This window comes from Bartonella sp. MU70NMGDW (genome assembly GCF_042194085.1).
Classification (GTDB): Bacteria; Pseudomonadota; Alphaproteobacteria; order Rhizobiales; family Rhizobiaceae; genus Bartonella; species Bartonella grahamii.
Window position 1 is genome coordinate 1 of sequence record NZ_JBHIMK010000380.1, and the last position, 1095, is coordinate 1095.

Below are 1095 nucleotides of genomic sequence, written 5' to 3' on the forward strand. Positions count from 1 at the left end.
AATAGACATTTTGGGGCAGTAAAATTTACCCTGTAGTTTTCGTAACTTACCTCTCTATTTTTGTTTGATTTTTTTGGTCATTTTAAAATCCATTATAAATTACAATGGATTTAAATATGAGAAAAATATTTTCTTTTTTTACGGTGCGTGGAAGTGCAAAAAATCTTCAAGTCAATGCACCGATAAATGCACCAATATTGGAGCAGCCTGTTGCTGATGAGGTGGTGCGTAAATCGTTGAGAGTAGGTCTATTATCGCGTTGGTTAAAGTTTGAACTTATCGTTGTTATGGAAAAGGTCAAAGCTGAGCGCCATGTGCGCTCTCCATAAAGAAATCTTGTCATCTATGAGCGAGTGAGGATTTCTCTTGAAAAATTTGCACAATAGTAAAACTAGTTAGCAAAACCCGTTCTGTGGCGCAATAAAAAGGATGTCATAAATGATTATCTCATCATAAATATGCTCTAAGAATACCCCGTGCGTGGCGAAAGTCTATGGCGTAGTCGCTATAGATTTTTGCTCCGTGTGTGATGATCAATACTCTTGTTTATCTCTTGTCAATGCAAGTGCCCATGAAAGTGATGAGTGTCTATTGTTCCATTGTGATGCTTGGTGGTTCATGTTTAGAAACGACAAGTGTATTAAATGCGATAGGGCTGATAGAGGGGAGAACGTATCCTGTAAAAATAGGTATGTCTTTAAAATAAAGCTGATAAACGAAATTGTTTTTTATCTACCTTTTATATGGTGAGAAAAAAGGCATTCAAAGCGCAAGCATTAGCAATTCAGTAGTAAATCCCAAAATAGCATAGATCGTTTCTAGGAGAAGAGGGAAGAAAAATCTATCTGCAAAAGCTATGTTAGATCGTGTGACTGGTGAAATGTGGTTAGGGCAATAAACAATTGTTATTGGTGAAGAGATAGAAATCGGTTGGGTGTTGATTTCTGGTTTATTAGAGAATTTTCTTTGTTATCTCGTCAAATACGATCGTTTGAGGTGTGGTCATATAAAGCGAAGCTTTTTTTCAATCTTGGAAAGATATTCCCATTGCGGCAAATCATATAAAGTTTAAGCAACGGCAGCACGGTTTTTTGT

Annotated in this window: 1 protein-coding gene; it reads left to right on the forward strand. The window is 36.3% G+C overall.

Annotation, left to right across the window (positions count from 1 at the left end):
• Nucleotides 1-116: 116 nt before the first annotated feature.
• Nucleotides 117-329 (forward strand): hypothetical protein, encoded by a 213-nt coding sequence (locus ACFIKE_RS11125; protein WP_375649992.1) that lies wholly within the window; start codon nucleotides 117-119, stop codon nucleotides 327-329.
• Nucleotides 330-1095 lie beyond the last annotated feature (766 nt).